Source organism: Flavobacterium subsaxonicum WB 4.1-42 = DSM 21790 (genome assembly GCF_000422725.1).
Lineage (GTDB): Bacteria > Bacteroidota > Bacteroidia > Flavobacteriales > Flavobacteriaceae > Flavobacterium > Flavobacterium subsaxonicum.
In genome coordinates, this window is record NZ_KE383909.1 from 580,103 (window position 1) to 606,589 (window position 26,487).

A 26,487-nucleotide genomic window follows, 5' to 3' on the forward strand; every position below is an offset into this window, starting at 1 on the left:
CTATATATCTTTAGTAAGGGCTTTAACAACAGGGTTTTGCGGAAAAAATTCCTTTGCAATAACCTTAATGGCGGTGTAAAGCGGTATGGCAACTATCATTCCTAATACGCCAAACACAAAGCCGCTTATCAGTATCACTATGAAGATCTCCAACGGATGCGAATTAACGCTGTTGGAAAATATTAACGGCGAACTAACATTGTTGTCTATAAACTGCGCAATGCTGTAGCCTATAACCACATACAGCGTAGTCGACAGCATTTCGCCCTGTGTTTCGGGCCCTATATTGCCCAGCAAAGTTAGCACAATTACCAAAACGGTTGCTATAACCGGCCCTATGTAAGGTATAATATTTAGCAATGCCGTTATAAAGGCTATTATAAAGGCATTTTTAACTCCAAAGATAAGTAGGGTGGCAAGGTACAGTGTAAACAGCACCGCCATTTGTATTATAAGCCCAATAAAATAGCGGCTTAGCAGGTAGTTTATTTTACGGAAAGAGTTGAGTATCTTGTCTTCATGCGCATCGGGCAGTAGTTTTTTAGCACCCACAAAAAACAGCTTGCGGTCTTTTAAGAAAAAGAAGGTTATGAAGAGTACGGATGCAAGTCCCATACCAAAACCGCTTAATATGCCAAGTAAAGAGTTAAGGAACAGTGGAATAAAGTTAAAGTTAAGCTTAGATGTAAGGTTGGCATCCTTTATCATTTTTTGGGTATCGATACCAAAATAGTCGTTTACCTGGGCCACCATTTGGTTAAAATCGCCCTCTAATTTGTTGGTATCCAGTAAGGATAGGTTTTCACTTTGCGTGATGATAAGCGGAACGAACATCATTATAAAACCTACCAGCAAACTGAGTAAAAATACCAGTGTTACTATAACGGCCAGTATGTGCGGAAACTTTAGCTTGCGTTTTAAAAAGAATACAATAGGGCTGGCTACCATGCTAAGTATCAGGGCAACAAAAAGGTAAATAAGTACCGTTTGTATCTGGTACAAAAACATCAGTCCTATATATATAGCGGCCAGAACCAGTACGGCCCTGACTATGCCGTTAGCGATAATTTTAGATGTCATTTTGGGTTAGTTTGGTGATTTAGTACATCGAATGTATGAAAAATATCACGAATGCTTTTGCCTTTAATACAACATTAAGAATTGATGAAGTTTGTAGGATAAGGTTATGGCATGCAGCCGCGCCACTATAACGTTTGTAAGCCTTTTTAAACGTTATTACTACGTTAAATAGGGCAATCAGGCCAGTATTGTTTAGTAAATTTGATAGCCTTTGTAGCAAAAATTATTAAGGTTTAAATTACAATAGTATGAGTAAAAAAGTAGCCGACCAGATAGTAGAAATGCTTGTAGAAAACAACGTAAAACGTATATATGCCGTTACCGGCGACAGCCTTAACGAACTTAACGATGCCGTTAGGCGAAGTGGCAAGATTAAGTGGATACACGTTCGCCATGAAGAAGTAGGAGCCTACGCCGCTGCCGCCGAAGCCGAACTCGATGGGCTTGCCTGTTGTGCGGGTAGTTGCGGCCCCGGTCATGTGCACCTAATTAATGGTTTGTATGATGCCCACCGTAGCGGCGTACCGCTTATTGCCATTGCCTCTACCATTAATACGCCTGAGTTTGGTACCGACTACTTTCAATCGACCAATACCACCCGTTTGTTCGACGATTGCAGCTGTTATAACGAGATTGCTACCACGGCAGAGCAGGCACCCCGAATGCTGCAAACGGCCATTCAGCATGCGTTGCACCATAAGGGTGTAGCGGTGTTTGGATTACCCGGCGATGTATCGAAAATGCCTGCTGCTGAGAGTGCTACGGCAATGCACAACTACCGTAACAACCCTATTATCAGACCTAACGATGCCGAGTTAGACCAGCTTGCCGAGATACTGAACGCCCACCCGAAAGTGACCATTTTTTGCGGGACGGGTGCCGATGACGCTCACGATCAGGTAATTGAGCTGGCAGGTAAGCTTAAAGCGCCCATCGGCTACTCGTTTAGGGGCAAAATGGGCATGCAGTACGACAACCCGTATGAGGTGGGAATGACCGGCCTGCTTGGCCTTCCATCGGCGTATCATGCTATGCATGAGGCTAATGTGGTGCTGTTGCTGGGTACTGATTTTCCGTACACGGCCTTTATGCCTACCGATAAAAAGATTATCCAGATCGACTTAAAACCAGAGCGTTTGGGCCGCCGTGCTAAGCTGGACCTGGGCCTGTGCGGCAACATTAAAGATACGGTAGAAGCCCTGCTTCCGTTGGTTACCGCTAAGCCCGATGACAGCTTTTTAATGGCGCAACTTGCGCTGTATGAAAAGGTTAAGGAAAACCTGAACATATATGTTAACGACCGCGGCGAAAAAGACCGCATATCGCCTGAGTATGTGGCACATACCATAGATAAACTGGCTGCCCACGATGCTATTTTTACCGTAGATACCGGCATGTGCTGCGTGTGGGGTGCCCGCTACCTTAATGCCACCGGCAAGCGAAAATTGCTTGGCTCGTTTAACCACGGGTCTATGGCCAATGCCATGCCAATGGCTATAGGTGCGGCGCTTAGCCACCCTGATCAACAGGTAGTTGCGCTGTGTGGCGATGGCGGCCTCTCTATGCTGCTGGGCGACCTTGCTACCATCCATCAATATAAGTTGCCTATTAAGCTTATTGTGTTTAACAACAGGGCGTTAGGTATGGTTAAGCTTGAAATGGAAGTTGCCGGACTGCCTGATAATGAGACCGATATGGTTAACCCCGACTTTGCCCTTGTGGCTGCTGCCATGGGCTTTAGGGGCATTACGGTAGACGAACCACACGAGCTTGAACCCGCTTTAAAAGAAGCTTTCCAATCGCATGGGCCTGTTTTGGTGAATGTTATGACTAATCCTGACTCGCTGGCGATGCCTCCAAAAATAGAATGGAAGCAAATGAAGGGCTATGCCACCACCATGAGCAAGCTTATTTTAGGCGGCAAAATGGAGGAGGTTTTAGATACCGTTAAAGCAAATTACAAACACCTGTCAGAACTTTTATGATTGTAAGTTTTAATTTACGAAACAGTATGTATGTATAACAATTTAGCATCAATTTTCGTCGTAAAAATAATGTGAAATCAGTTTGTAAATCTATCCTGATAATCAGGTATTTTATTTTTGATATTTCACTTTCGGATTTTGGAAGCAGCCTTTTTTCTGCAATATTCCATAAAACATCCAAAATAGCAAAAAACAGCCATGTATATAGTTTACAGGCTGTTTTTTTTGTTTTATAGGTTGTACAAAAAATGTAAAGTTTGTTTTACTGAAGCAACGGCTTCAGTACTAATTGGAGGGATAGATTGTAATTTTGCATCAGATAATAAGGGAGTATTTACCAATGATGCCTAAGTTACATGTGAGATTGCTTCGTCGTGCCTCCTCGCAATGACAGTTACGGGTACTGTACATTCCACTCTTCACACACCGTCTTTGCGAGGAGGCACGACGAAGCAATCTGTTCAGCAGTTGCGTTCCATTAAAGGTAAGTTTACTGCAACATTGGTTTCAGTACAAATTGGAGGGATAGGTTGTAACTTTGCATCAGGAATTAAAACAATATTTGCTTTTAAAAATCTGTGATAATACGCATTCCATTACAGATTGCCGCACTCCGCTGCGCTACGTTCGCAATGACAGTTACGGGTACTCTACGTGCTACTCTTCACGCACTGTCTTTGCGAGGAGGCACGACGAAGCAATCTGTTCAGTAAGTGCGCTCCATTAAAGATAAGATGGCATTTACTGAAGCAGTGACTTCAGTACTAAATAGAAAAATGGGTTGTAACTTTGCATCGGTAGCTAAAACAATATTTGCATTTAAAAATCTGTAATAATTCGTGTTCCATTATAGATTGCCGCACTCCGCTGCGCTACGTTCGCAATGACAGTTACGTGTATTGTACGTGCTACTCTTCACGCACTGTCTTTGCGAGGAGGCACGACGAAGCAATCTGTTCAGCAGGTGCGTTCCATTAAAGGTAAGATGGTATTTACTGAAGCAGTGACTTCAGTACTAAGTAGAGAAATGGGTTGTAACTTTGCATCAGGAATTAAAACAATATTTGCGCTTAAAAAATCCGTGAGATTCGCGTTCCATTATAGATTGCCGCACTCCGCTGCGCTACGTTCGCAATGAACTGTGTTTATATGCAAGAGAATTTTAAATTATTTCATTATAATATATTTTATTTGTTGCGATAGCAAAAGCTTGTTTCAATAGTTTATTTACAACTGCTATTAGGGCAAGTTTTTTTGCTTTACCTTTCTCAAGCAACCTTTCAAAGAGTTGTTTACACGCCTTATTTTTCTTGACTGCAGACTAGGAACATACATATAATATTGCCCTTATCCTGCTCATTCCCATTTTACATATCCGTGCTTTCCCTTTTACACTGGTTCCCGATTCGAAGATTCTTGGTGATATTCCAACATAAGAACTAAGTTGCTTTGCATTACTGAACTTTGTAAAACCTCCGCTCAGCACAATTAGCCCCATAGCTGACTTTGGGCCAATGCCCGGTATGCTTTTTAATTGCTGGTACTGTTCCGGATGATATTGTTTTATTAAACTAACCATTTCCTTTTCAATAAATTTTAATTGTTGTTCCAACTCTTCTACCTGTTTATTCAGGCTATTCATCACTATCTGACTTTGTACAGGATTAGCTTCAAAGGCCTGTTTTTGTCTAATTAAGCCTGTCCGGCTTTTATTGAGTTGTTCGCAGTATGCCTGCATTTGCTTTAACTCCAGAACATAATTTTCTTCTTTCTCCCATAAAACCGGACGCTCTGTTTTACCATATTCTGCTATCATCGCAGCATCTTTTTTATCAGTCTTGGCGCGGAGCATACGCATTTGTGAAAACCTGCGTATAACCAAGGGGTTTATAACACTAACAGCTATACCCTGATCCACAAGGAAAAAGGCGAGGTTAAGGTAGTAAGGCCCACTGGCTTCCATAACACAACAGTTATCAGTATTCAGTAATTTGATGAACGATTTAAAGCCTTTTAAATCATTGCTAAACTTGTGATGATAATAAATGCCATTTTTAAAAATAGCCACATCAAAAGTTAGTTTGCTAATGTCGACACCTACATAAATAAAAGATTTTTCCATAAATTTGTTATTAGAGAAACAAAGTAAATAGAAGATCTGCTTAACTTATCAATCCTACTTACAGGCTCCCAACGCCTAACGAACTGTCCAAGTTTAAAGCAGAAAGGGAAAGGAACCGGCATTGCGAACAGCCTTATAAGACCAATGACGAAACTCGGTTTTTATTTCTTTCCCTTCTTCTATTGAAATTTAATAATTCTTTCTCTAAAATCCACCTTACTTTTTATTTATACAAACATAGGATGACAGTTACGGGTACTGTACGTGCTACTCTTCACGCACAGTCTTTGCGAGGAGGCACGACGAAGCAATCTGTTCAGTAAGTGCGCTCCATTAAAGGTAAGATGGCATTTACTGAAGCAGTGACTTCAGTACTAATTGGAGGGATAGGTTGTAACTTTGCATCGGTAACTAAAACAATATTTGCTTTTAAAAATCTGTGATAATCCGTATTCCATTACAGATTGCCGCACTCCGCTGCGCTACGTTCGCAATGACAATTACGGGTACTGTACGTTCCACTCTTCACGCACCGTCTTTACGAGGAGGCACGACGAAGCGATCTCACATGTAATTGGTCATTAATAATGCAAAATTGGCTTCAGTATTAATCCGTGATAATCCGTGTCTGCGCAGCATCCGCGTCATCCGCGTTCCATTTTAAAGACTCGTAATTCGTAATTTAAAAAACTATTCTTTAAACGCGTAGTTAACAATATTAGCCCCCATTTTAAGGGCCTTCGTCCTAACATCAACGGGGTCGTTGTGCACCTCCTGGTCTTCCCAGCCATCGCCAAGGTCGGTTTCCAGGGTGTATAGCAGTACCAGGCGGCCTTCCACAAAAATGCCCCAAGCCTGCGGCGCTTTGTTATCGTGCTCGTGAATTTTAGGCATACCCTGCGGAAAAGCAAACGGGCCTTTATAGATCTCGTGGTTTATGGGCACCAGGGCTAGCTCTTTATCGGGGAATATTTTCTTAATCTCTTTACGGATAAATTTATCCATACCGTAGTTATCATCAATATGCAAAAAGCCACCTGACGTTAAGTAGTTGCGCAGGTTTATTACATCATTATCGCTAAACACCACGTTGCCGTGTCCCGTCATGTGTACAAAGGCGTACGAAAACAAATCGGGGCTGCCGGCCTCAACAATAGCGGTTTTAGGCTTAAGTTTAGTACTAATATTCTGGTTGCAAAACTTAGCCAGGTTGGGTAACGATGTAGGGTTGCCATACCAGTCGCCACCACCCGAATATTTAAGCACGGCAATTTCCTGCGCGGTAAGCAGGGCAGGCAGTAAGGCAATTATATACAGAAGTTTTTTCATTACAATTTTCAAAAATTAGAAATGTAAATATATAAAATCTCAGGGTAGGTTTACAATGCTTTTATTTATATTGCCTGCAAAAGGATTTAAATAATGTGCAATGGGTAACGGTTTACAAACAGCAATTGATTTAGCGTGGGCTTCGGGTAAATTTATTGATATAAGCAAATTTAGTGCGAATGCGAAAGGTTGGCAGGATGCGGTACAATATGCATACTGCAACGGAGGTATACTATTGCATAAGTACAGGGTAGACCTTCAGGAGAAAGATAACTTTGTATTAAAAGAACCGCTAAATGCCGAACACTTTGTCAGAAATGTTTTGATGCATCACGATATTCAGGAATATATAGAACGATTAAAGATTGAAAAGAGCGACCCATCCTTTGAAAATGCGCAGCAAATAAGTGGCGACTTACTATCGCAATATCTTATCCGGATTTTGGTGGACGGCGGAGCGTACAGAAGTATTGTAAAGAAGAAAGCCACCTTAATTGTGTCAAAATTTTTGCAGGAGGAATATCAAAACAGGTTTAAAGATCTAATAATATTTACTTATAAATATTTGGATGCTGACTGGTTTTTTGATGTAGCTTGGGATTATTCATTACTTATATTCGATACTCAGAAATCAGAAATAATGTTTATAGATTTAACTGACACTGATTAATCAACGCACCCTATTTCATTAAAAATACCTCAAAACGCTTACTGCAACTGTAAATTTTGTAATTTAGGGTCAAACCCCAATAGTATGAATTATCAGGACGCTTTCGAGCTTAAACACAATGCCGTGGGCAATAGCATTACCACAGATGGCAAAACTTATAATGTATATGTGGCACCGTCTATAGATGCCGAACTTCAGGATTTTATAAAAGATTATGATGAAGAGGCGTATAACGATAAAACCTGCCTTCAGTACAGCTCAGACAATCAGTACCAGATCTTTTTTATTTTGAGTAGTGGTGTAAAAGAGGAGCTTTATATTTAGTGTTCAGGTTTGCGTAAAATGGAACGCGGATAACGCAGATGCTGCGCAATCCCTTTTTAAATCCGCGTCATCCGCGTTCCATTTTAAGACTGCGTAGGCTGTCATTCAGAGCGAAGCGCAGCGGAGTCGAAGAATCTCTTTTTATGTGAGATTGCCACATTCCGCTGTGCTTCATTCGCAATGACAGTACGTGAAGAAAATTATCTGCAAAATACCTGCCAACTGCGACTGTAAACTGAACACTAAACACTGCCAACTACTCCTCATTAACAAACGCAACACTGTGCGCTGCAACAATGGCGGCGGTTTCGGTGCGAAGGCGGGTGTTGCCTAACGATACCGGTACGTAATTTTGTGCCAGGGCCAGGTTAATTTCTTTAGTAGAAAAATCGCCTTCGGGGCCAATAAGTATCGTAATGTTATGTTTGGGCTGCAGGGCGTGCTTAAGTAGTTTCTTGTCGGTTTCTTCGCAATGGGCAATAAACAGCTCGCCGGCCTTGGCATCGTTTACAAAGGTTGTAAAAGGCACGGGTTCATGCAGTTTGGGTAAGTAAAATTGCAGCGACTGTTTCATGGCACTTTGCAGGATCTTCTCAAAACGGTCGGCTTTAAAATTGGTGCGCTCGCTGTGTTCGCAAATAAGCGGGGTAATCTGGGTAACGCCAATTTCAACGGCCTTTTCTAAAAACCATTCGTAGCGGTCGTTTAGCTTAGTAGGTGCCACCGCTAAGTGAAGCTCGTACTGTGCAGGCTCAAAAAACTGCTCTGCCGTAATTTTAACCTCGCATTTTTTCTCGTTGCCAAACACAATTTCCGATGTAAACAAGCTACCGGCGCCATTGGTAATCTGTATAATGTCGCTTTCTTTTTTTCTAAGCACTTTAATAATATGGCGGCTTTCTTCTTTATCAAACAAAAAAGACGTGCTGCCGGGGGTAATATCGGGGTTATAAAATAACTGCATTATAGTTGTATGCGTGCTTTAGAGGTTACGGATGCATCGCTAAACGTATGCTCCAGGTATTTATGGTAGCCCACAATGCCAATCATGGCGGCATTATCGGTAGTGTATTCAAATTTTGGGATAAACGTTTTCCAGCCGTATTTTTTCTCGGCCTCCTTAAGCGTGCCGCGAATGCCGCTGTTTGCAGATACGCCCCCGCCAATAGCCACCTTCTTAATGCCGGTTTCGGCTACAGCCAGTTTAAGCTTATCCATTAAAATATTAATAATGGTATATTGTATAGAGGCACAAATATCGTTCATATTCTCCTGCACAAAGTTAGGGTTTAAAGCCACGTTTTTTTGCACAAAATACAGTATTTGCGTTTTTAATCCGCTAAAGCTAAAATCAAGTCCCGGCACCTTGGGTTTTGTAAAAGGGTAGGCCTTTGGGTTGCCCAACTGGGCATATTTATCTACTAATGGGCCGCCCGGGTAGGGCAGGCCTAATATCTTGGCGCTCTTATCGTAGGCTTCGCCCACGGCATCATCGGTAGTTTCGCCAATAACCTCCATATCAAAAAAGCTGCTCACTTTTACAATTTGCGTATGTCCGCCGCTAATGGTTAGCGCCAGGAACGGAAACTGCGGCTTGTCAAAACCCTCCTCGTCTATAAAATGCGCCAGTATATGCGCCTGCATGTGGTTTACGGCCACCAGCGGAATATCTAACGCAAGTGCCAGCGATTTTGCGAATGAGCTGCCCACCAGTAACGACCCCATTAATCCGGGGCCCTGCGTAAAGGCAATGGCACCTAATTGATTGCGCGTAATGCCGGCTTTGGCAAGGGCAACATCTACCACAGGCACAATATTTTGCTGGTGTGCGCGGCTTGCCAGCTCTGGCACCACGCCGCCATATTGCTCATGAACTTCCTGCCGTGCCACAACATTACTAAGCACTTTGGCGTTTTGTAGTACAGCCGCGGCGGTATCATCGCACGAACTTTCTATAGATAAAATATATACGGGCGTATCAGCCATAATTTGGGCACAGATTTTGAATTATAAAAAAGGGTTAAAGCCTATTTTAACAAAGGTAAAAATTCCTACTTTTGTGGGTTGTGTGGCTTAACCAACCAATAGGCAAATTTAAAACAAATAGCAGTATCAAAAAATTTAAAAAAATACTTATCCGCACCCTTGTAGGATTGCTTCTTTTTTTGCTGTTACTGGCTATTGTTTTGTCGCTGCCATTTGTACAAACCAGGCTGGCCCACTATGGGTCAGACTATCTTAACAAGCAGTTTGGCACCCACATACAAATAGATAAAGTTGCCATAACCATTTTTGGTAGCGTTAAGCTAAAAGGCGTTGTAATTTTAGACCACCATAACGATACGCTTGTTTCTGCCGACAGGCTGCAAACCAACCTGCTAAGCAATTTAGAGTCGTTGGGCAACACCCAGCTTATGTTTGGTACCATTCGTGCCGAGAAGCTTAACTTCCACATGAAAACCTACAAAGGCGAAAAAACATCTAACCTTGATGTTTTTGTAAAATCTTTTGATAACGGCAAGCCCGGCAGCGGTAAATTCCGACTCCATACCGATGATCTTTTTGTGTCTAACGGCCGCTTTAGGCTAACCAACCAAAATGCGGTAACGGCGCGCGTGCTCGACCTTAAAAAGCTAAGTGGCCACCTTCAGGATTTTTATATTAAGGGTAGCGATGTTACGGCTGATATACAAAAGCTCTCGCTATTGGACCACCGCGGACTTTTTGTAGACAATCTTAAAGCTAAATTTACCTACTCTAAAACCAATATTATTTTAGATGCTTTAGAGCTTAAAACCGCCGAAAGCGCCCTTACCGGTGCGGTTAAGCTTACCTATGGCAAAGACGATATGAAAGATTTTGTTAACCGTGTAAAGTTCGACTTTAAGGTTAACAGGGCCACCATAGCTACTAACGAGCTTAACTATTTTTATAACGAGTTTGGCAAGAACCAAAAGTTTTACCTTTCTACAACCCTTACCGGGCCGCTTAACAATTTTATACTCCAGGACCTTAAGCTGTTGGATGCCGAGCAGAGCGAAATCATCGGTAGTATTAACTTCAGGCATTTGTTCGATAAGCAGGGGCCGGGCTTTTACATGAATGGTAATTTTGACAGGATAACATCTAACTACCAAAACCTTAAGGGTATAATGCCGCGCATACTGGGCAAAAGTTTACCCACTATTTTAGAAAAATTTGGCCGTATAGACCTTGTGGGCCACGTTACCCTTACCAAAAAAGATATTGATACCCAGCTGTATGTAATGAGCGAACTGGGCGAGGCAGAGGCCAACCTTTCGGTTAAAAATTACAACAAGCCTACAGAGGCTGCTTATACCGGCAACATAGACCTGCAGGATTTTAACCTTGGGGCAGTTGCCAACATAAAAACCCTTGGCCTTGCCACACTGCATTTAGATGTAGACGGGCGCGGGTTTACGCAGCAATCGTTAAATACATCTGTTAAAGGCAATGTTACCCGCCTGGCCTTTAACGGCTATAATTATAAGAGCATCACGCTGGATGGATTGTTCCGCTGGCCATATTATAAAGGCAAGCTAAACAGCAACGACCCTAATCTGCTTATGAGCTTTGACGGGCTGGTGGATATGAGCAAAAAGAAAAAGGATTTCGATTTTCATGCACAGATAGACTATGCCGATTTGGCGTTGCTTAAGCTAATGACGAACGATTCCATCTCCATATTTAAAGGCGATTTGCTTATAGATGCCCGTGGCAGCAACCTAAACGATATGGCCGGTACAGTACACTTATCGCGCCTTTCGTACCAAAACAGCCGCGAAAGCTACTATTTTGAAGACTTTTTACTGGAGTCGGTTTTTGATGAAGACAACGTGCGTACTATTACGCTAAACTCTCAGGATATACTGGATGGCCGTGTAAGCGGTATTTTTGATGTTAACGAGCTGCCCAAGCTGGCGCAAAATGCCGCTGGTAGCCTGTACACCAATTATTCTCCATATAAAGTCAAGAAAGGGCAGTTCCTTAACTTTGATTTTACCGTTTACAGCAAAATTGTAGGCATCTTTTTACCCGATGTGGTAGTGGGCGAAAACACCAGGCTGCGGGGGCGCATTAATGCCGATAAGGGTGAGTTTAAGCTCGCATTCAATTCGCCTAATATAGAGGCTTATAAAACGTACTTTAATAATATCGCTATAGATATCGACAATAAAAACCCGCTGTACAACACCTATATAAGTATGGATAGCATCCGTATGAAGGGATACAAGGTTACCGACCTTAATATTATTAACGTTACCCAAAACGATACGCTCTATTTACGATCTGAGTTTAAAGGTGGGCCAAAAGCTACCGATAGCTTTAAGCTTAACCTGTATCATACTATAGACGAGAAAAACAACTCGGTTGTAGGCTTTAAAAAATCAGAGATCAATTTTAAAGACTACGTATGGTATATTAACGAGCAGGATACCCGTGATAACAAAGTGGTCTTCAATAAAAAACTGACCGATTTTGAGATCGATAACATATCGCTGTCGCATAACAAACAGGCTGTGCAGCTAATGGGGCTTATTAAGGGTAAAGATTATAAAGACCTTAAAATGTCGTTTAACGATGTCGACCTTAATAAAATAACCCCAACCCTCGATAGCCTTAGCTTTGGTGGCCGCCTTAATGGCGAGGTTAGTTTTAAGCAGAATAAGAACCAGTTTGAGCCGGCTTCATCGGTAACTATCGACTCGCTTAAGCTAAACAACTATGTGCTGGGCAATATGAACCTTGATGTTATTGGCGACCAGACGTTTAAAAAGTTCAACGTTAGCAGCTCTATCGTAAATAAAGACCAGGAAACGTTTTACACCAAGGGCTCTATAGATATTGTAAATAAAGAAACGCAGCTATCGTTAGATGCCGTTTTCTCTAATTTCGATCTCGCTCCATTAGAAGTCTTCTTAAAATCGGTGTTTCCTGATATTCGGGGCAAGGCATCGGGCCGGGCAGCTATTGTGGGCAACGCCCGAAGCCCGGAAATTGATGGCAGGCTGTACATTAACGATGGTGGCTTAAAGGTGGGCTACCTAAATGTAGACTTTGATTTTGAGGAAGGTGCCACTGTAGATATTAATGAGGAGCAGATATTTTTTAGGAACATAGAGCTAAAAGACACCAAGTATAAAACCACGGGTAGGCTTAACGGGTCGGTTAAACATAAATTCTTTAAAGACTGGGGTCTGGACCTTAATATAACGTCGGACAGGATTTTGGTGCTCGATACTAAAGATTCAGACGAAGCCATGTACTATGGCACCGCCTTTATAAAAGGTAAGGCAACGCTAACCGGGCCAACCAGCTCGCTGTTTATAGAGGTAGATGCCACATCAGAAAAAGGTACCGATATCAAAATTCCTATCAACAATACCGGTGCAGCCAGCAGTACCAATGCATCGTACATTCACTTCTTAAGTCCGCAGGAAAAAGAAAATATCATAAAAGGCATTGCGCAGCAAACCAAAACCATTAAAGGGTTAGAGCTTAAATTCGACCTTAATGTAACGCCAGATGCTAACCTTGAGGTTATTATAGATAAAAACACCGGCCACAGCCTTAATGCTACCGGCTACGGTACACTATACCTTAATATTAATACCCTTGGTAAATTTAATATGTGGGGCGACTACCAGGTGCAGGAAGGTGAATATAACTTTAAGTACGGCGGCCTTATAGATAAAAAATTATCGGTACGCAGGGGCGGAACCATTGTGTGGGAAGGCGACCCTACCCGTGCAAGGCTAAACCTGGAGGCGGTGTATAAAACGCAGGCCAACCCGGCGGTGCTTTTAGAAAACCCGTCGTTTAGCCGAAACATACCTATAGAGGTGGGCATTGTGCTTAACGGTACGCTTACCACGCCGGAGCCTGATTTTAGCATCAGCTTCCCGGGGGCCAGTTCGGTATTAAAGTCAGATCTTGAATACAGGCTGTCCGACCTTGATATGAGGCAAACGCAGGCACTGTCGCTGCTTTCTACCGGTGGCTTTACCAGTACCAGTAACGCCAACACGGCAGTATATGGCAGCCTTTTTGAAAGGGCCAGCAGCATGTTTAACGATTTGTTTAGCGATGGCGACAGTAAAATAAATATAGGCCTAAACTATGTACAGGCCAATAAAAACCCGTATGTAGAAACCAACTCGCAGGTGGGGGTAACGGTATCGTCTCAAATAAACAACAGGATAACCATAAACGGCCAGCTGGGGGTACCCGTTGGCGGGGTTAACGAGAGTGCTATTGTGGGTAACGTAGAGGCGCAGTTTAGGCTAAACGAAGACAATACATTTAGGAGCAGGGTGTTTAACCGCGAGAACGATATTAACTTTTTAGGAGAGGGTATAGGCTATACGCAGGGCATTGGCTTAACGTACGAACTTGATTTTGATACCCTGAGCGAGCTGTACCGCAAAATATTTAAAAAGGCCGAAACAGAGGCTGCCAACAGCCAGGGAACGGACATTCCGGACTCTGAACTGTCGCCCGAATTTATCAAATTTGCAGAGAGCAGGAACAAGAAAAAACCCACCACCGAGGAGAAGCCTCCAGAACAAATTCCTGAAACTGATTAATTGATAATTTTAGTTTTTTAAAATTCTATATAATAAAAAAAAGCAGGCATATTTTTACAGATATGCCTGCTTTTTTGTTCAATCTTAACAAGATGTTTAGAAAAACTTATTAACGAAAACGATTGAAAGTTTGCGTATTTTGTAATATAACGTATTTTAGAATATAAAATTCATATTAAATTATTAATTTTACAATCAAATACTAAAAAATGTCAGTTAATATAAAGAGAATTGGTGTGCTCACATCGGGTGGAGATTCGCCGGGTATGAACGCCGCAATTAGAGCAGTAGTGCGCACATGTGCATTTCATAATATAGAGTGTACAGGTATTTACAGGGGTTACCAGGGAATGATAGAAGGCGATTTTAAAGAAATGGGCCCGCGTAGTGTAAATAACATTATAAATAAAGGTGGTACAATTTTAAAGTCGGCACGTTCCAAAGAATTCATGACCCCGGAAGGACGCCAAAAAGCACACGACAACCTTTTAAAGCACGGTATAGACGCCTTTGTAGTTATAGGCGGTAATGGCAGCTTTACAGGTGCGCTTTTATTTAATAAAGAATTCAACTTCCCTGTAATAGGCATACCGGGCACCATAGATAACGATATTTATGGCACCAGCTTTACCCTTGGGTATGATACTGCCCTTAACACGGTAGTAGAGGTTATAGATAAAATCAGAGATACGGCAAGCTCGCACAACAGGCTTTTCTTTGTAGAGGTTATGGGCAGGGATGCAGGCCATATAGCACTTAACGCAGGTATTGGCGCAGGTGCCGAGGAAATACTTATCCCTGAAGAAGATATGGGCTTAGACAGGCTTGTAGACTCGCTTAAAAAGAGTAAGGCATCGGGCAAATCGTCCAGCATTGTGGTAATAGCCGAAGGCGACAGGATAGGCAAAAGCGCGTTTGAACTTAAAGACTATTTTGACCAGAACATGCCGGAATACGATGTACGCGTATCTATATTAGGCCACATGCAGCGTGGTGGCGCACCATCTTGTTTTGACAGGGTACTGGCAAGCAGGCTGGGTGTAAGGGCGGTAGAAACATTGCTTGATGGCAATTCAAATTATATGGTTGGACTTTTAAAAGACGACGTGGTGCTTACACCGCTTGAGCAGGCTGTAAAAGGAAAATCACAAATAGACCAGGAACTTATCAGAGTATCTGATATAGTTTCTATATAATGCTCGATAATAATTAAACAACAAAAAAACAATTAGAAGAAAATGGCAACAGTTAAATTAGGAATAAATGGCTTCGGCAGGATAGGTCGAATTGTTTTCCGCGAAACTTTCAACAGAGATAATGTTGAGGTAGTGGCTATTAACGACCTGCTTGATGTAGATCATTTGGCTTATTTATTAAAATACGATTCTGTTCACGGCCGTTTTAACGGTACTGTAGAGGTTAAAGATAACCAACTATACGTAAACGGAAGACACATTAGGGTTACTGCCGAAAAAGACCCTAAAACCCTTAAATGGGATGAAGTAGGTGTAGATGTTGTTGCAGAGTGCACCGGTATCTTTACAACTATCGAAACTGCACAGCAGCACATTACAGGTGGTGCTAAAAAAGTTATCATCTCTGCCCCGTCTGCAGATGCTCCAATGTTTGTAATGGGTGTAAACCACGATAAAGCAACAGCTGCAGATACTGTAGTATCTAACGCTTCTTGTACTACAAACTGCCTTGCTCCGCTTGCTAAAGTAATCAACGATAACTTTGGCATTGTAGAAGGCTTAATGACAACCGTACATGCTACAACATCTACCCAGATGACTGCCGACGGACCGTCAAGAAAAGACTGGAGAGGTGGCCGTGCTGCAAGCATAAACATCATTCCTTCATCTACAGGTGCTGCAAAAGCAGTAGGTAAAGTAATCCCGGAACTTAACGGTAAACTTACAGGTATGTCTTTCCGCGTACCAACGGTAGACGTTTCTGTGGTAGACCTTACTGTAAAAGTAGCTAAAGAAACTTCTTACGAAGAAATTATGGCTGTACTTAAAAAAGCATCTGAAAACGAGCTTAAAGGTATCCTTGGCTATACAGAAGACGATGTTGTATCTCAGGATTTCGTTTCAGATAAAAGAACGTCTATTATAGATGCTAAAGCCGGTATTGGCCTTAACTCTACGTTCTTTAAACTGGTTTCCTGGTATGATAACGAGTATGGCTACTCAAGCAAACTAATAGATCTGTCGGTGCATATTGCATCTCTATAATTATTTCTTAACTTTGTCCCGCTTTTTAAATAAAGGCGGGACATTGTTTTTATATATAAGCTTATTTAACCCAAATTTAAACTTATATCTCAATATTTAACCCAAACTAACCCAATTGATATTATGGTATTAATAGTTGATAGTGGTGCTACGAAGGCCGACTGGATAGCGCTGGATGACGATGGTAACAGGCTGTTTACAACCCAGACACTTGGCCTGAGCCCTGAGGTTATCAATAAGGAAGAAGCCCTTGAAAGGCTGGAGGCCCGATTTGATATTTACAACAATCGTAAAGAGGTATCTAATCTTTACTTTTATGGTGCCGGTTGCGGTACAGACAGGATGAAAACGTATATGACTAACATATTTACGGAATTTTTCCCGAATGCAGAAGTTAGCGTTAAAGAAGATACCTATGCAGCAGCCTACGCTACCAACCCAAATAACGATAAGGCTATTATATGTATTCTTGGTACAGGTTCTAACTGCAGCTATTTTGATGGAGAAGAACTTCAGCAAAAAGTACAGTCTTTAGGCTACATAGCTATGGACGATTGCAGTGGTAACCGCTTTGGCCGCGATCTTGTTCGTGCGTATTTTTTCAACAAGATGCCAGATCATCTTGCTAAAAAATTTGAGAGCGAATACAACCTGGATGCCGATGTTATAAAACATAATTTATACAAAGAGCCTAACCCAAATGCTTACCTGGCTACTTTTGCTAAATTCTTAATTCAGAATAAAGAAGAGCCTTTTATTAAAGAAATTATTGTAAAAAACATGCAGGTTTTTGTAGATAACTACATTACCCAGTACGAAAATGCCCACGAAATTGAAACACATTTTGTTGGTTCTATTGCTTTTTACCTTAAAGCTGAACTTGCCGAAATTCTTGGCAAAAACGGCCTTAAACTTGGTAATGTTTTAAGAAGGCCAATTGATGGTTTGATTGAATACCACGAAGTAAACAAAGCTAAAGCTAAATAATTTTAGCTTTTCTACATAAAAAAAAGGGATTGTAACAAGTGCGTTACAATCCCTTTTTTTATTGGTTTTTAAATGCTTAAAGCACGGCTATCATAGATATTTCTACATTTACGTTTTTAGGCAGGCGTGCTACCTGTACGGTTTCGCGGGCAGGGGCAAACTCTTCGTTAAAATAACTGCCGTATACGGCGTTTATTTTAGCAAAATCGTCCATGTTAATAATAAAAATGCTTGTTTTAACCACGTTGCTAAAATCCATACCGGCAGCCTCTAAAACCGCTTTCATGTTTTCCATAACCTGTTTGGTCTCGGTCTCAATATCGCCGCCTACAACCTCCATAGTTACCGGGTCTAACGGAATTTGGCCTGATGTGTAAAGTGTGTTATCTACCAGCACCGCCTGGTTGTAAGGCCCAATAGGAGCAGGGGCTTTATCTGTAAAAATAATTTTTTTCATAATTTATATATTAAAATAGAGTTCGTTTCTAACAGGTATATTGTGTTGTTCTAAATGTAGTTTAAGCGCCTTCCAATGGCGTTTTTGCAGGCTACCAGCTAAATATATTCTTGTAGTGTAATCAGTAGTTATAATGCGTAATCCATTAGTTTTTTTGCTTGATAATTCAAAAACAACTTCTTTTATCGTAGAAAGCGGATAGGTGTGCCTTTTCCAAAATAAAAAAGAACTTTTAACGATCAGGAAGTTATCATTAGCTAAGAAATAGTAAAATCTTGAGATAAATATGAGTTGGAAAAATAGTAAAAAGATAGCAAAAAATATATAAAGGGCAGCATCAGAATTTGCCATTAATAATTGTACTATTATAATAGTTGCGCATACAATAGTAACTAAACCCGGAGTGCTAAAAATGTATAATCCTTTATAATATTTATAATCGATAGATTGTTTATTGCTACTAACACGTTTTTCCAAAAGAGGTTCTTTGATTAAAACCTGTTCTGTAATACCGTCGTTTTTCCTGTTGTAAACATCTTCCAGAAAAACTTTTAATTGAGATGAATTTGCGTATAGACTATCATTAATATATACAACATAACCATCTTCAAAAATAATTTCTGCAGCTTCTTTAGAGGCTAACGTTAAATACGTATGGCCATTTTTGCCCGTTAATTTCAGGCTTCTTATATCTTCTAATCGATACGATGTGTTTGCAACGCGGAATATTTTTCGATCGATTACAATCTTTGGTGTATGTTTAAAATATCCGTAAACATTAAAAAAAGCATAAAATACAAGTGCGGCACCAAGTAGCAGGTTAAAGTATTCTTTTGGATTATTACTGTTTTTATCTAAAAAACTATAAGCCATTAATAGGCCCAAAAGTAGTAGTGCAAAAAAGACTACTATTAATTTAAAGTAATTAAATAGCCCTCTTTTAGATGCAACACTCTCCATATTAGTTACCAACGGTCTGGTCTGGCACTTTACGCTTATCGTATTTAATATCGCTAAGTACAGATGATTTTATACCAATAAAAAAGCCCCAATAGGTGTTATCGCCAAACGGAACCCAGTTAAAATCCATCCTCCAGCTTAAAAGGTCTCTCTCAAACCTAAGCTGGGTAAAGGTAACACCCTTTTGTACAAAGTCGTAACCGGACGAAAAGCCCATTTTCCAGCGTGGAGTAACATCTACGTTACCCGATACCATTATAGAGTTACCACTAATACGGTTTTCGCGGCTGTTGTTAACATAGGTTAGCGAGTAGGCAAAGCGCAAATCCCACGGTAGTTTTGCGTTGTAGAAGCCACCTTTAGAGTCGTCTTTCTTTTTCTTGTCCTCGTCTTCATCGTCTTCGTTAAACAAGCTCTGCCTGCTATCGGCAAGGTCTGTTGCACGGCCAAATAAATCGTCGGTACGGCCACCGTTACGGGCAGTCTGGCTGTCTTCGTCTTTACCTGCGCCCGATTTTCCGTCTTCGCTGGTAACCGAGTAGCTCATGGTAACGTTGGCACTTGTAAGCCTAAAAAGGCTACCGCCGTTGTTAATATTGTACGTATCTATCCTTTGTCCCGAATTGTTTATAGCATACGGGTCCAGGGTAGTACCAAAGTTAATGTTCATTTTTTCTTTAAACAGGTTGGTACCGGCCGAAATTCGAACGGGCGACCACGCCAGCGAGTCGGCTGCCATGTTGTAGCTGGTACTCAGGTTTAAGTTGTTAAGCAGCATCACCTTTTTAGGTTCGGTAGCTTTCTCATCATCATCTCTAACCTTGGCTTCGAAAGTATTGTTTACGGCAAGGCCAATATTGTTAGAATAACTTTGCCCCGGTGCACTAAAAACGCCATTGGCAAAACGGGTATATGAGGCATAATTAAGGCCAGACGAATCTAACTGATACGTATCGTAATACTGGTCGAAACTTGGTGTGTAGCTGTACGATACCGACGGACGCATTACGTGGCGAATGGCCTGTATTTTTTTATCCTCGCCAAAATTAAAGGTACCGTAAATGGTTGTACCAATGCTCGAAGAAAAGTTATACGTCCTGAACGAATCGAAACCCTTTACATCGCGGTTTATAACCGTATCCTGCTCTACAAGGTATTGGTTTTGCTGGGTGTTCATAACCCAGGTTTCCTCATACGTAGTACTGGCCGATACACTAAAATATTTAAACACCTTAAAGTTGGTACTTAAAGGTATAGTGTGGCGCATGGCGCTTTTAGCATCTCTAAACATTTGAGGCTTAAAGAATAACGAATCGTACGTAGATATCCTGTTCTCGCCACGCAGGTTGTATTGTAAGTTAATGTTTTTTATAAGGCCTTTTTTGCTGGCATCGGCCGGGGCAAAAAGGTAAACACGGTCTACACTGGCCTGCAGGGTAGGCAGGGTCATGTTTATAACCTCTGTTTGCGTATTCTGGTTGTGCGTGGCACTAAGCGAAAGGTTAACCTGCGGCACCGTCTGGAACGTTTTTGAGTACGATATAGACGAGTTCATGTTATTAACCAGCGTAGACCCCACGTTTACCGTAGTTAACGACTGCTGGAAATATTTACTGGAACCTAAGTTAACACTGGCCGAAAACCTGGAGTTAGGGCTGGCCTTGGTGTCCTGGCTATGGCTCCACTGTATGTTGTAGTTTTTTTGGCGCGAATAATCCGGGAAACCCCTCTCGCTGTTTACAATATTTTCAAAACGTACATTAAAGTTACCGTTAAACTTGTAGCGCTGTGCATAATTGGTTTCAAACCTAAGGCCGTAACTACCGTTGGTGTAGTAATCTCCGGTAACGGTAAGGTCGTAAAAATCGCTCAGTGCAAAGTAGTAACCACCATTTTGAAGGTAATACCCCCGCGAGTTACTATCGCCATAAGTAGGCATAATTATACCGGATTCGGCCGTGTTGCTCATCGGGAAAAACGCAAATGGCAAACCCAAAGGCGTAGGCACATCGGCAATGTACATATTGGTTACACCTACAACCACTTTTTTACCGGGCACGAGTTTTATTTTTCGGGCCTTAAAATAATATTCGGGGTTGGTTTTATTTTTAGAAGTGGTAAAACGCGCATTCTTCATAAAGTAAACCGAGTCGTTTTCCTTTTTGGTAACCTCGCCAAAAACTGTAAACTCACCCTGGTCCGACCTTGAATTCCAAACCCTTGCCTTTTTAGTTTTGGTGTTAAAATGTATCGAGTCGGCCTCAACCACATTGGTTCCCTGCTTAAAGTTGGGCTGTTGCGTATAGTTGCCAAGAGAGTCTTTTATCCTTCCGGCAAAAACCTCGTCTTTTTCGTAATTCATAATAATAATGCCCGCTTTGAGTTCTATATCTTTATAGTGCAGCTCGGCTTTATTATATAAGGTAAGCGTTTTTTTTCTCTGGTCCAGCTTCTCATAGTCATCGGCACTACGCGTAGTAATGGCATCCAGTCCGTTTTTTTTAACGGGCTTAATGGTATCGGTTACAATTTTAGTAGTGTCGGCTATAACGGCGGTTACAGGAACAGGGGGTATACTATCAGGCTGTTGTACAGCGGGTATTGCCGGTTTTTTAGCAGGAACTTCCTGTGCCGAAACCCGAATGCTCCCTAAAGTTAGGACAAATGATAGTAAAACGATATGAAATAAGTTTGTACGCAATGGTTTTAATACTATTTTTGTATCAGTATGGCTTATTTTTTGAGTTGTCAAACTTACAATATTTTTGGCAAAATTAATCACTAATTGCAATTATAACACAAGCAGCGAAATAACAGAACAGCAATGACAGGAAACATGAATTTAAAACTGGCTTTTTTTACTTTTATTATATTTTGCGGCACATCTTTTGGCCAGGGCAACCCTAAATTTAAAGTGGTGCTGGATGCAGGCCACGGCGGTAAAGACTACGGTGCAATATATCATGGATTTATAGAAAAAAACATTGCACTTAACGTAGCTTTAAAAGTAGGCAAGATATTAGAAGACCAAAACGTACAGGTGGTTTACACCCGCAAAACCGACGTTTTTATAGAGCTTACAGAGCGCCCTAATATTGCCAACAAGGCCGATGCAAATTTATTTGTGTCGATACATTGCAACGGCGAAATTAAAAAAGTGGCTTTTGGTACTGAGACGTTTGTTATAGGTCCGACAAAAAATGCATCTAACTTAGCAGTTGCGAAATTGGAGAACTCGGTTATAATATTGGAGAATGATTATAAACAAAAATACTCTGGTTTCGACCCAAATGCTCCCGAGACTATAATAGGTATAGCCATACAGCAGGAAGAAAACATTAACCTTAGTATAGATCTTGCCAGTAAGGTTCAGGATAATTTTACCAACGGTTTAAAAAGAAAGAACAGGAGCGTTAAGCAGGCACCTTTTTGGGTACTGCATAAAACAGCCATGCCAAGTATACTTATAGAGTTAGGGTTTGTATCGTACCAGCCGGAAGGCGAGTACCTAAACTCTGAAAGCGGCCAGAACGAAATGGCGCAGGCTATTGCAAAGAGCATCCTGTCGTACAAAAAGGAATATTTTACGGCCGGCGGCAACATTAATTATGATAAAGATGATAATAAAGAGCCCGTTGCAGCGGTAAACACGCCTGCCGAAAAACCTAAAGCGGCTGAGACGAAACCAAAACCTGCCGAAACCAAACCTGCCGAAAGCAAGCCAACTGCGGGTGCAGCTACCGGTATAGTATTTAAGGTACAGATATCGGCAAGCAGTAAAGACCTTCCATTAACGCCTTCTAACTTTAAAGGGTTAACCAGTATAACTAAAGACAGCAGTACATCTGTAATTAAATATTTTTATGGCGCTACCAACGATTATGCTGCGGCACGTGGCGAGCTTTTAGAAGAAGCCAAAGCCAAAGGCTATACATCGGCTTTTGTGGTTGCTTTTAAAGACGGAAAAAAGATTACGGTGCAGGAAGCTTTAAACAAGCTTTAGAATAATATTCACACTTTAGTAATATATTTAATTTACATTTGTTAAAAAATCAACCTGTTTTGAAAGTAACAAGAGAAGCAAAGACGGCAATATTAGTTATAGTATCTATTTTATTATTTATTTGGGGCTATAGCTTTTTAAAAGGAAGAGACCTGTTTAATTCCTACAAAACATTTTACGTAATTTATAATGATGTAGAGGGCCTTGCGCCATCGGCACCTGTAACCCTAAACGGCCTTACTATTGGTAAGGTAAATTCTATAACTTTTAGAGATACCGTACAAGGCACCCTTTTGGTAGAATTACAGGTAAAGACCGATTTCCCTATATCTACAACAAGTTCGGCTACATTATATGAGCCCGGCCTTGGCCTTGTAGGCGGTAAGCAAATTGCCATTACCCCCGATACTAAAAACCCTAAACTTGCTGCCGATGGCGATTACCTTCGTAGTGTGCTTAAACCGGGTATGCTTAGTGTGGTAGGAGATAAGCTGTCGCCACTTCAAACTAAAGTAGAGGCTACCGTTGTAACTGCCGATAGCCTATTGCACAACCTAAGTAATGTTTTTGACAGGCAAACCCAGCAAAACCTGCGTGTTGCCATACTCGAAATGAGCAATACCATGAAAGAATTTAATAGTGCTGCGCACAGCTTAAATGGGGTAATTGCAGGAAATAAACAAAATATTGATGCTACATTAGCAAATCTTAATAAAACAAGTGCTAATTTTGCCAAAATATCAGATTCTATTAATAATGCCAATTTGGGCGAAGCAGTTAAAAAACTGGAGAAAACCCTGGCTAATGTAGATAAGATAATGAATGACGTTGAGGCGGGTAAAGGCACACTGGGCAAATTGCTTAAAGATGATGCCATGTACAACAACCTTAACGGTGCGTCTAAAGAGCTTAAACAACTGCTTGCAGATGTTAAGAACAACCCTAAACGCTACATACATTTATCGGTTTTTGGTAAAAAAGGAACTCCGTATGTAGAGCCTGCCGAAGAAAAAGCTGAAGACCAAAAAGCAGAGGAAAAAAAGCTTGAATAAAAGAGAGAACAGCATCATTTAGCTACAAAGGTTTATTTACCTTTATTATATGAGTTACATAGACAACATCCTGTTTGTTATTTTACTTGCCATTGGTTTTGGTTACTTTGCCATTAACGTTAAAAAGTTATGGCGTAACATTAAACTGGGCAGGAGTATTAACCGGTTTGATAATCCCGGTGCCCGATGGAACAACATGGCCATGATTGCCCTTGGGCAGTCTAAAATGGTGCGCCGGCCGGTATCTGGGGCGTTGCATATCATAGTATATGTAGGCTTTGTTATCATTAACATAGAACTTCTTGAAATTATAATAGACGGTATTTTTGGTACCCACAGGATCTTCTCGTTTATGGGCGGGTTCTATAATTTCTTAATAGGCTTTTTCGAAATACTGGCATTTGGGGTAATATTCGCAGTAGTAACCTTCTGGATACGCCGTAATGTTATCAAGCTCTGGAGGTTTGCCCACGGCGACCTTAAAGGCTGGCCAAAAAGCGATGCTAACATCATTCTTTATTTTGAAACTGTATTAATGGTACTATTCCTTACCATGAATGCCGCCGACTTCCATTTACAAACAGCAGGCGCAGAGCATTTTATTAAAGCAGGCTCTTTCCCAATCTCCGGATTTATATCGCCAATATTTGGCACCATGTCTGTTGGTACTGTTATGGTAATCGAAAGGATTGCCTGGTGGCTTCACATTACGGGTATTCTTGCTTTTATGAATTACCTGTACTTCTCTAAACATTTACACATTTTACTGGCTTTTCCTAACACCTATTTTGCAAGGCTCGACCCTAAAGGTAAATTTGAAAATTTAGATTCGGTTACAGCCGAAGTTAAGTTAATGATGGACCCTAACGCCGACCCGTTTGCTGCGCAGCCTGCCCCGGCTGAAGGCGAAGTACCGGCTAAATTTGGCGCCAGCGATGTGCACGACCTTAACTGGGTGCAACTTCTAAATGCCTATACATGTACCGAGTGCGGCAGGTGTACATCATCATGCCCGGCCAACCTTACCGGTAAAAAACTTTCGCCAAGAAAGATAATGATGGATACCCGCGACAGACTTGAAGAGGTAGGGCGGAACATCGATAAAAATAAAGGCACGTTTGTTGATGATGGTAAATCGTTATTAAACGACTACATAACCCCCGAAGAACTTTGGGCGTGCACTACCTGCAACGGCTGCGTAGAGGCCTGCCCGGTAAATATAGATCCGTTGTCTATTATTATGGATATGAGGCGTTTTCTTGTTATGGAGCAAAGTGCTGCGCCTAAAGAGCTTAACGGCATGATGACCAATATAGAAAACAACGGTGCGCCATGGCAGTACAGCCAGATGGACAGGCTTAACTGGAAAGAAGAATTATAAGAAGAATAAAGATTAAAGTTGTACAACGATGAAAAACGAGGATATCGACAAGAACCTTCAGCCAATTACAGAAAATGGCGAACACTTAAGCCCTGTTTTGCCTCCGGGCATTAAAAACTACCTGATAGATATAGACGGTACAATTTGCGACGATATTCCGAATGAGGAACCCGAAAGAATGGTTACTGCCGAAGTGTACCCTGATGCGTTAGAAACGCTGAATGGCTGGTATGACGAAGGGCACATTATATTTTTCTTTACCTCGCGTACAGAGGCACACCGCGAAGTTACAGAGGCGTGGCTTAAAGAGCACGGCTTTAAATACCACGGCATGCTAATGGGCAAACCGCGTGGGGGTAACTACCACTGGATAGATAACCACCTTGTTAAAGCCACACGCTACAGGGGCAGGTTTACAAACTTAATTGAAAAAGAGGTTACCATTCAGGTTTTTGATGATGGTAAGCACGACGAAGATTAAATTATGACTCAGGAAAATATTACAGTTCCTACAATGGCCGATATGATGGCTACAGGGCAGCAGCCGGAAGTTTTATTCTGGGTGGGCTGTTCGGGTAGTTTTGATGACCGCGCTAAAAAAATAACCAAGGCATTTGTAAAGATATTACATAGTGCCAAGGTGCCTTTTGCCGTATTAGGAACAGAAGAAAGCTGCACCGGAGACCCCGCTAAAAGGGCCGGTAACGAGTTTTTGTTCCAAATGCAGGCTATGGCAAACATAGAGGTTTTAAATGCCTACGATGTAAAAAAAATAGTAACGGCTTGCCCGCACTGTTTTAATACCATTAAAAACGAATATCCGGGGCTTGGCGGTACTTATGAAGTAGTGCACCATACCCAGTTTTTAAAATCGTTGCTGGATGATGGCAGGCTAACTGTTGAAGGTGGCCAGTTTAAAGGCAAAAAAATTACGTTTCACGATCCGTGTTATTTAGGTAGGGCAAACAATATTTATGAGGCGCCCCGCGATCTTATAGAAAAACTGGATGCCGAGCTGGTTGAAATGAAACGATCCCGCCGTAACGGCCTTTGCTGTGGTGCCGGTGGTGCCCAGATGTTTAAAGAGCCGGAACCGGGAAATAAGGATGTAAATGTGGAGAGGACAGAAGATGCCCTTGAAACTCAGCCTGAAATTATTGCAGCGGGCTGCCCGTTTTGCAACACAATGCTTACTGATGGCGTTAAAGCTAAAAACAGGGAGCATGATATTAAAGTAATGGATGTGGCAGAATTAATTGCCAATGCAAAGGATTTATAAGAAAGATAAT

20 protein-coding genes are annotated in these 26,487 nt (G+C 41.5%); 12 read left to right on the forward strand and 8 right to left on the reverse strand.

Translation table 11 applies throughout. From position 1 onward, the window contains the following. The gene (locus tag G509_RS0113010) at window positions 1-1,080 is read right to left on the reverse strand and encodes an AI-2E family transporter (protein ID WP_026991928.1); all 1,080 of its coding nucleotides are present in this window, start codon (window positions 1,078-1,080) and stop codon (window positions 1-3) included. A 248-nt stretch (window positions 1,081-1,328) separates the two neighbouring features. On the opposite strand from G509_RS0113010, the gene G509_RS0113015 reads away from it, so the two are divergent. Beyond that, a complete protein-coding gene (locus G509_RS0113015) occupies window positions 1,329-3,065 on the forward strand; it encodes a thiamine pyrophosphate-dependent enzyme (protein WP_026991929.1) in 1,737 nt (578 codons plus the stop codon). 1,321 nt (window positions 3,066-4,386) lie between these two features. Here G509_RS0113015 and G509_RS22100 read toward each other — a convergent pair. Then, complete coding sequence (locus tag G509_RS22100; protein WP_242604830.1) at window positions 4,387-5,187, reverse strand: IS110 family RNA-guided transposase; 801 nt, start codon at window positions 5,185-5,187, stop codon at window positions 4,387-4,389. Between the two features lie 690 nt (window positions 5,188-5,877). Further along, window positions 5,878-6,516 (reverse strand): DUF4159 domain-containing protein, encoded by a 639-nt coding sequence (locus G509_RS0113025; RefSeq protein WP_026991930.1) that lies wholly within the window; start codon window positions 6,514-6,516, stop codon window positions 5,878-5,880. A 100-nt stretch (window positions 6,517-6,616) separates the two neighbouring features. Between G509_RS0113025 and G509_RS0113030 the strand changes: the two genes are divergently transcribed. Further along, a complete protein-coding gene (locus tag G509_RS0113030; RefSeq protein ID WP_026991931.1) occupies window positions 6,617-7,186 on the forward strand; it encodes a hypothetical protein in 570 nt (189 codons plus the stop codon). 84 nt (window positions 7,187-7,270) lie between these two features. Further along, window positions 7,271-7,510, forward strand: a complete 240-nt coding sequence (locus G509_RS0113035; protein ID WP_026991932.1) for a hypothetical protein — start codon at window positions 7,271-7,273, stop codon at window positions 7,508-7,510. Between the two features lie 256 nt (window positions 7,511-7,766). On the opposite strand, the gene G509_RS0113040 is transcribed toward G509_RS0113035, so the two are convergent. Both G509_RS0113040 and tsaD read right to left on the reverse strand, forming a co-directional pair. Continuing rightward, the gene (locus G509_RS0113040) at window positions 7,767-8,474 is read right to left on the reverse strand and encodes a 16S rRNA (uracil(1498)-N(3))-methyltransferase (protein WP_026991933.1); all 708 of its coding nucleotides are present in this window, start codon (window positions 8,472-8,474) and stop codon (window positions 7,767-7,769) included. Next, window positions 8,474-9,496, reverse strand: coding sequence for a tRNA (adenosine(37)-N6)-threonylcarbamoyltransferase complex transferase subunit TsaD (gene tsaD, locus G509_RS0113045; RefSeq protein ID WP_026991934.1), 1,023 nt, complete (start codon window positions 9,494-9,496; stop codon window positions 8,474-8,476). Before tsaD ends, G509_RS0113040 begins: the two co-directional genes overlap by 1 nt. Before the next feature lie 200 nt (window positions 9,497-9,696). Here tsaD and G509_RS0113050 point away from each other — a divergent pair, with 200 nt between their 5' ends. The 4 genes from G509_RS0113050 to G509_RS0113065 all read left to right on the forward strand — a co-directional run bounded on the left by G509_RS0113050 (window position 9,697) and on the right by G509_RS0113065 (window position 17,345). Continuing rightward, window positions 9,697-14,118 (forward strand): translocation/assembly module TamB domain-containing protein, encoded by a 4,422-nt coding sequence (locus G509_RS0113050; protein WP_242604831.1) that lies wholly within the window; start codon window positions 9,697-9,699, stop codon window positions 14,116-14,118. Between the two features lie 209 nt (window positions 14,119-14,327). Further along, a complete protein-coding gene (pfkA, locus tag G509_RS0113055) occupies window positions 14,328-15,314 on the forward strand; it encodes a 6-phosphofructokinase (RefSeq protein WP_026991936.1) in 987 nt (328 codons plus the stop codon). A 42-nt stretch (window positions 15,315-15,356) separates the two neighbouring features. After that, window positions 15,357-16,358, forward strand: coding sequence for a type I glyceraldehyde-3-phosphate dehydrogenase (gene gap / locus G509_RS0113060; RefSeq protein ID WP_026991937.1), 1,002 nt, complete (start codon window positions 15,357-15,359; stop codon window positions 16,356-16,358). Window positions 16,359-16,481: 123 nt separating this feature from the next. Beyond that, window positions 16,482-17,345: a BadF/BadG/BcrA/BcrD ATPase family protein gene (locus G509_RS0113065; RefSeq protein ID WP_026991938.1), complete on the forward strand. Its 864-nt coding sequence runs from the start codon at window positions 16,482-16,484 to the stop codon at window positions 17,343-17,345. A gap of 76 nt (window positions 17,346-17,421) precedes the next feature. Here the strand turns inward: G509_RS0113065 and G509_RS0113070 are convergent, their stop codons facing one another. Genes G509_RS0113070 through G509_RS0113080 form a run of 3 tightly spaced genes read right to left on the reverse strand, consistent with a single transcriptional unit; the run spans window position 17,422 to window position 21,463 of the window. Continuing rightward, the gene (locus G509_RS0113070) at window positions 17,422-17,802 is read right to left on the reverse strand and encodes a RidA family protein (protein ID WP_026991939.1); all 381 of its coding nucleotides are present in this window, start codon (window positions 17,800-17,802) and stop codon (window positions 17,422-17,424) included. Window positions 17,803-17,805: 3 nt separating this feature from the next. Further along, window positions 17,806-18,762, reverse strand: a complete 957-nt coding sequence (locus G509_RS0113075) for a hypothetical protein (protein WP_131450683.1) — start codon at window positions 18,760-18,762, stop codon at window positions 17,806-17,808. Window position 18,763: 1 nt separating this feature from the next. Further along, window positions 18,764-21,463: a putative LPS assembly protein LptD gene (locus G509_RS0113080; protein WP_035739168.1), complete on the reverse strand. Its 2,700-nt coding sequence runs from the start codon at window positions 21,461-21,463 to the stop codon at window positions 18,764-18,766. 123 nt (window positions 21,464-21,586) lie between these two features. On the opposite strand from G509_RS0113080, the gene G509_RS0113085 reads away from it, so the two are divergent. From G509_RS0113085 to G509_RS0113105, 5 genes are read left to right on the forward strand one after another with little or no spacing between them, the layout of a single operon-like run. Continuing rightward, a complete protein-coding gene (locus G509_RS0113085; protein WP_026991942.1) occupies window positions 21,587-22,765 on the forward strand; it encodes an N-acetylmuramoyl-L-alanine amidase in 1,179 nt (392 codons plus the stop codon). Window positions 22,766-22,824: 59 nt separating this feature from the next. Then, window positions 22,825-23,817 (forward strand): MlaD family protein, encoded by a 993-nt coding sequence (locus tag G509_RS0113090; protein WP_026991943.1) that lies wholly within the window; start codon window positions 22,825-22,827, stop codon window positions 23,815-23,817. 49 nt (window positions 23,818-23,866) lie between these two features. Next, window positions 23,867-25,198 (forward strand): 4Fe-4S dicluster domain-containing protein, encoded by a 1,332-nt coding sequence (locus G509_RS0113095; RefSeq protein ID WP_026991944.1) that lies wholly within the window; start codon window positions 23,867-23,869, stop codon window positions 25,196-25,198. Between the two features lie 28 nt (window positions 25,199-25,226). Next, a complete protein-coding gene (locus G509_RS0113100) occupies window positions 25,227-25,679 on the forward strand; it encodes an LNS2 domain-containing protein (RefSeq protein ID WP_026991945.1) in 453 nt (150 codons plus the stop codon). Window positions 25,680-25,682: 3 nt separating this feature from the next. Then, window positions 25,683-26,477, forward strand: coding sequence for a (Fe-S)-binding protein (locus G509_RS0113105; RefSeq protein WP_026991946.1), 795 nt, complete (start codon window positions 25,683-25,685; stop codon window positions 26,475-26,477). The last annotated feature ends 10 nt before the right edge of the window (window positions 26,478-26,487 follow it).